Source organism: Candidatus Hydrogenedentota bacterium (assembly GCA_012523015.1).
Lineage (GTDB): Bacteria > Hydrogenedentota > Hydrogenedentia > Hydrogenedentales > CAITNO01 > JAAYBJ01.
The window spans coordinates 1-5518 of sequence record JAAYJI010000103.1; the positions used below are offsets into that span (position 1 = coordinate 1).

Below are 5518 nucleotides of genomic sequence, written 5' to 3' on the forward strand. Positions count from 1 at the left end.
GATTACAAGACCTCAGCCTTTGTCTGCGTCCGTCATCCGCAGTCGAAGAGCACATCACCAAAGCCGGGATGTACCTGCTTGCCCGTTCCGAAAAAGTAACCGACCGGAGCCTATCCCTTTTTTTTCCCGGCTTATTTAAAGCCGATTTGTAGGCGGCGGCACTGCGCTTGTACGCACTACGCCGTGCGGCGCTGCAAGCAAAGAAGAAGCTTCGCATAGAAATTTCAGCGCCTATAGCCCCCCCTGCCGAATTGACCGCGCCCTTAAAAGCACACCAATATCGCTGCGTCCTGACACCGGCTGCCGATACGACCATGGACAGCTTTCTTGAGCATTTTATGATCAACGCTTCCAAAGGGCTGAAAGCAATCCAAAATCATATGGATAAGAAAGGGCTCACCGAAAGTCTGCGCGTAATCGTGCAGCCTGCTTCTGAAAGCTTTGAGGGCGTGGGAGCCGCTTTGTACAAAACCGGCTGTCGCGATATAACAATTGACCTGACCGGAGCTTGGGCGGAATATCCTAATTTAGATCCAAGCAAGATAACCGCTGCGCTGCAGGAAAATGCGGCATGGTATGTCAAGCAAATTCTTCGCAATACCCTCTTCCGCTTCGAACCGATCGCCTCCTTATTTAACGCCATCTATCTCGGCTCTCCTCAATACAGAGCCGATAAAAGCGGCGCGGAATGGCTTGCCATGGATAGTGACGGCACCGTATATCCTTCTTTCCCGTGGTTGGGCAAAAAAAACTTTGCATTAGGCGCCCTGTCAAATCCAACAGGCGAAACCATGCAGCAGGATCTCTTTCCTGTGGGCGGCGCACTTCAAACACCCCAATGTTTGTCGTGCTGGGTGCGCGGTTTATGTGGCGGCGCAAATGCCGCCATCCACTTCGCCCGTACCGGGAACGTGAATACCCCCGATCCGCTCTGGTGTGAGGGGCAGCGGCAATGGATCGCGTCTGCCGTGGCAGTATTCAACCAGGTGTCCGAAACGGGCGTCAACTTTTCGCAGCTCGTTGCGTCTATGCAGCCGCAAAAGGGCCATCTATCCCTGCGCACTGCGGCCAAGGCTTTATTCCAAGATATGTTCAGCGTTCGGCCCTTGCGCGAAAATGACGCGCCCATGCTGGTAGGCTGGGAGAATTGGAACCGTGCCGCCTATTTCGCATGCAGCAACCACGGCGTGCTCACGGCCACCCTCTATGATCGTGAAATGGACGCGCTCCACCCCATTGAATTTATCCGAGAGATGATCATCCTCCGTAAAGACGGAAGCCCGTGCGGCCTGATTAAATTCTGCCCCAGCCCGGATAAAAAACTCGCCTTAGCTTGGCTCTATCTCCATGACGCCGCCCTATACGAAAAGAAGGCGCTTCGGAATATGCTCAAAACTTTGGTCGCAGAGATTTGTCGAAAAATAGGACTTCGTTGTGTTCTTGTTCCTGTAACCCAAGAAGAAAGCGCCTTGGCAGATGCCTTATGCGCCGCAGGTTTCGTAAAACTGGGCACCGAGCGTGAAGCACTCTATCAACGGGGAACATACCGGGATGTGGATACGTACGGCTACACTGCCGACAATTATAAAGAGTCCGACGAATCAGCCTAAATAATTCCACATCTCCCATAAGGATTGGGAACAATCACTCTTTTTTTGATGTTATACGGATGATGGCGAAAAGACACAGAAAGTTGGGTCGCGTCATTGTAAGCGCGCCTGCCGCGGTCTGTAATAAAACCCGAAAATCCAAACAACGAAGGAGAAAATTATGTTACCCGAAAAATATTCACAGATACTCTCCCATGAAGGTGTAGTCGCAATTGCCACCGTGGGCGCTGACGGTCCCCACCTCATTAACACGTGGAATACCTATGTGCAAGTACGGGATGACAGGCTCTTGATTCCCGTGGGAATGATGCAGCAAACAGAAAAGAATCTTGCCGACGACGATCGTATTCTCTTGACTGCAGGCACCCGAGAGGTGGAAGGTTCGCGGGGCGCAGGCGCCGGTTTCCTCATCAAAGGTACAGGTGCCTTCCACACCTCAGGAGAAGCTTTTGACACCGTCCACAGCAAGTTCCCCTGGGCACGTGCCGCCTTGGTCGTGACCGTTCAAAGTCACGCGCAAACTCTTTAATCCGAGGGCATAAATGGAAGCGGAACAGGCTGTCTATTTTGAATATGGTGAAAAAGAAATTGGTCATCTCAAACAAAGAGACCGAAAATTGGCCAATGCAATAGACCGTATTGGTTTTATCCGGCGTGAGATGAAACCACAGCTCTTTGTCGCAATCGTAGATGTGATGATCAGCCAACAAATATCCGGCAAAGCCGCTAAAACCATTTTGCAACGATTGGCACACCTGACGGACGGAATTACTGCTCTTTCCATTGATGCCTGTTCTGTCGATGACATCCAACAATGCGGCATGAGCTTCAAAAAAGCTGCGTATATCAAAGGACTGGCCGATAAAGTCTTATCCGGCGCCCTTGACCTTGAGGCGCTCCGCCATCTGCCCGATGCTAAGGTTATTGAAAGCTTGGTGCAGCTCGACGGCATCGGATTGTGGTCTGCAGAAATGCTGTTGCTCTTTTGTCTAGGTCGCCCTGATGTGCTTAGCTTTGGCGATCTCGCCATACGGCGGGGTATGATGCGCCTTTACGACTTACAAAAAGTATCCAAAGCCGCCTTTCAAAAGTATCGGAGTCGCTACTCCCCTTACGGCTCCGTTGCTTCTCTATACCTGTGGCGCTTGTCCGTCTTGCCCTAAAAGACCGACCGCAAAGATCTGCGAAGCCGCGCGCAGCCTCGTGTCACGGATTCCTCTGTTTAGGATCTGCCCATACGCATCAATACAAGCATCGTCATACCGAGCAAGAAAAAGTCACCCCAAAAACGCGGTAAATCCAAGGCTTTATTTTCGCTTCCATTACAGCAAAAGCCTCCATCATCATCGCCCTCTCCTCCTTCGTTTTCGCCTTCGTTCGATGCCTCTCCTTCAGCCGGCGCTTCGCCTTCAACCGGAGCCTCACCTTCGACAGATACTTCACCCTCGACGGACTCCTCGCCTTCAATCGGTGTTTCGCCCTCAGATTGAACTTCGCCCTCGTGAGGTGTTTCACCTTCAACCTGCGGCTCACCTTCTATCGCAGACTCGCCCTCTTCACCCTCCGTCTCGCCTTCGTCTTCGACCGGTGTTAATTCAATTTGAATAAGTAGATCGGTAGGGATCCTAATTTCTTGAACAGCCGGATGATAGCCCGTCTTCGTTGTCGTCAGTTCGTAAGAACCGTATGGAATAGCGTTGAAGCGAAAACTTCCGCCTAATCCGGATTGAACCGTATAATCGCCCGGATTTAGCGTCAATGTCGCGTCACGGATGGTAATTATAGATTCCTCTTTCCGAACAATACCGTTCAAGCTGCCCACTTCGGTTTCACCTTCGCCTTCGACAGCCTCTTCGCCCTCATCAGGTGTCCCACCTTCGCCTTCGACAAACTCTTCGCCCTCATCAGGTGTCTCACCTTCACCCTCGACAGCCTCTTCGCCCTCATCAGACGTTTCTTCACCTTCGCCTTCGACAGACTCTTCTCCCTCCTCGGGCACCTCACCTTCAATTGGTGTCTCACCTTCGTCTTCGACGGGGGTTAATTCAATTTGGATGAGTAGGTTGGTAGGGATCGTAATTTCTCGGACAGACGGATGATAGCCCGCCCTCGTTGTCGTCAGTTCGTAATGACCATAGGGAATAGCGTTGAAGCGAAAGCTTCCGCCGAATCCGGATTGAACCGTATAATTGCCGGGAGTCAATGTCAATGTCGCGTCACGGATTGTAGTAAGCGAATCTTCTTTCCGAACAATACCGCTCAAACTACTCGTTTCTGATTCTTCATAGGTAGGCACCCGAGTTTCCGGTGTGGACTGACTACCATTTTGAAATTCTGTAAACCAAATGAGGTCGCCTCGAATGGTTTCTGCGTTTTCAAAATCAGGTACGTCTAAATAATATCGGATCGTAACCGGGAATAGGGGAATTTGGATCCAATAGTAATCCAATTGACCCGGTTTTTTCCCATTAAAATTAGCGGACTTCTCGTCTTTCTTTGAAATATCCTCGCCTCCGTAGCCTTCCTCAAAGCGCCCTGTATACACCCAGTCTTTTGGGAAGTATTCTTGAAACCCCAAAGATTGCAAACTGTTGATCGTGTTCGGGGTTCCATCCAAGTTGATTTCCACACGCAATTGATTGGAGCTGACAAAGTCCACTTTTCTGATAAAAGAGAGTCCTTCTTCCTGGCCGGCTAAAGGCAGCGCCAACAGAATAACAGCACAGAAAAGACTTAGTAAGATTTTTTTATGCACGATCTTTACTCCCTTATGCAGAAGAGCCATATTTTAATTATTACAACCACTCTATAGTATACCGTAACAACCTTTTTTTGTGACTTATTTTTTTCCCATAAGAAAATCTAGCTTAGCCGGGTAAAGGAATTTGGGAGATCTTGAACAGGTGCCTTATAATATACAGTATGCTGACGGCGGCAACGCGACAACAGCCGAATGATTCTGCTGCTGTGAAGCGACGGGTATGACTGCCCGAAAAAGGCACCTCTCGCCTAATGGCCGCTACCCCTTCACGAAGACACAAGATTAAAGATAGTGCCTTTGTGTTTACCTGCATGTTTCAAGGATTCAACAACTCATTATGAATATGCCACCTGAAGACATCAAACGTATTGTAGTCAAGATTGGAACCAATCTATTGACAGGCCGAAGTGCTTTTGATGGTCACGTCTTGGAAGAACTGGTGAAAGAAGTTTGTCAGCTCAAGCATGAGCACGGCACCGATATTATTATTGTGACCTCCGGCGCAGTCGGATGCGGTATGGTCGTTCTCGGCATGACAAAACGCCCCTGTTCACTGCCGGAAAAACAAGCTGTCGCCGCCGTGGGACAGGCGCGATTGATGCACTATTATGAGACCCTGTTCCAAGCTTACGGGAATGGATTGACCTCCGCCCAAGTATTGCTGACCCAAACCGATCTCGACTCACGGAAAAATTATCTTAACGTCAGAAACACCTTAAACACACTCTTTGCCTTGGGCAAGGTGATACCCGTTATTAATGAAAATGACTCAACAGCAACACAAGAACTGAAGTTTGGAGACAATGACACTTTGGCGGCAAAAATAGCGGCCAAAATCAACGCTGATGTATTGATTTTGTTGACTGATGTGGCGGGATTATATGATAAAAATCCGGCTGAAGATCCAACTGCTCAACTTATTACAGACGTGGAACGAATCACGCCGGAATTAGAGGCGGCGGCTGGCGGCGCAGGAAGTATCGCTTCCACAGGGGGAATGCGCACCAAAATCGAGGCGGCAAAGATTGCCATTTCTGCAGGAGTCCATTGCATCATCACTTCCGGACGGCAGGATCAGGTCATTCATAGCGTACTCTCCGGACAGGCGCCCAGAACCCGATTTTATCCGTTGAAGACGAGCTTGCCC

5 protein-coding genes are annotated in these 5518 nt (G+C 49.9%); 4 read left to right on the plus strand and 1 reads right to left on the minus strand.

All coding sequences use genetic code 11. The annotated features are described in order from the left end of the window. The first annotated feature begins 167 nt into the window (after positions 1–167). From GX117_04435 to GX117_04445, 3 genes are all read left to right on the plus strand, one after another. Positions 168–1610 (plus strand): hypothetical protein, encoded by a 1443-nt coding sequence (locus GX117_04435; protein NLO32590.1) that lies wholly within the window; start codon positions 168–170, stop codon positions 1608–1610. A 160-nt stretch (positions 1611–1770) separates the two neighbouring features. Then, entirely contained in the window at positions 1771–2139 is a 369-nt protein-coding gene (locus GX117_04440) for a pyridoxamine 5'-phosphate oxidase family protein (protein NLO32591.1), read from the plus strand. 13 nt (positions 2140–2152) lie between these two features. Next, the gene (locus GX117_04445) at positions 2153–2773 is read left to right on the plus strand and encodes a DNA-3-methyladenine glycosylase 2 family protein (GenBank protein NLO32592.1); all 621 of its coding nucleotides are present in this window, start codon (positions 2153–2155) and stop codon (positions 2771–2773) included. A gap of 59 nt (positions 2774–2832) precedes the next feature. On the opposite strand, the gene GX117_04450 is transcribed toward GX117_04445, so the two are convergent. Then, the gene (locus GX117_04450; protein ID NLO32593.1) at positions 2833–4365 is read right to left on the minus strand and encodes a carboxypeptidase regulatory-like domain-containing protein; all 1533 of its coding nucleotides are present in this window, start codon (positions 4363–4365) and stop codon (positions 2833–2835) included. 343 nt (positions 4366–4708) lie between these two features. On the opposite strand from GX117_04450, the gene proB reads away from it, so the two are divergent. Then, on the plus strand, positions 4709–5518 hold an 810-nt coding region (gene proB, locus GX117_04455; protein NLO32594.1), incomplete at its 3' end, for a glutamate 5-kinase.

Coding starts and splice junctions, on each gene's coding strand:
- GX117_04440 (NLO32591.1), top strand. CDS start 1,771: ATGTTACCCGAAAAATATTCACAGATACTCTCCCATGAAGGTGTAGTC.
- GX117_04445 (NLO32592.1), top strand. CDS start 2,153: ATGGAAGCGGAACAGGCTGTCTATTTTGAATATGGTGAAAAAGAAATT.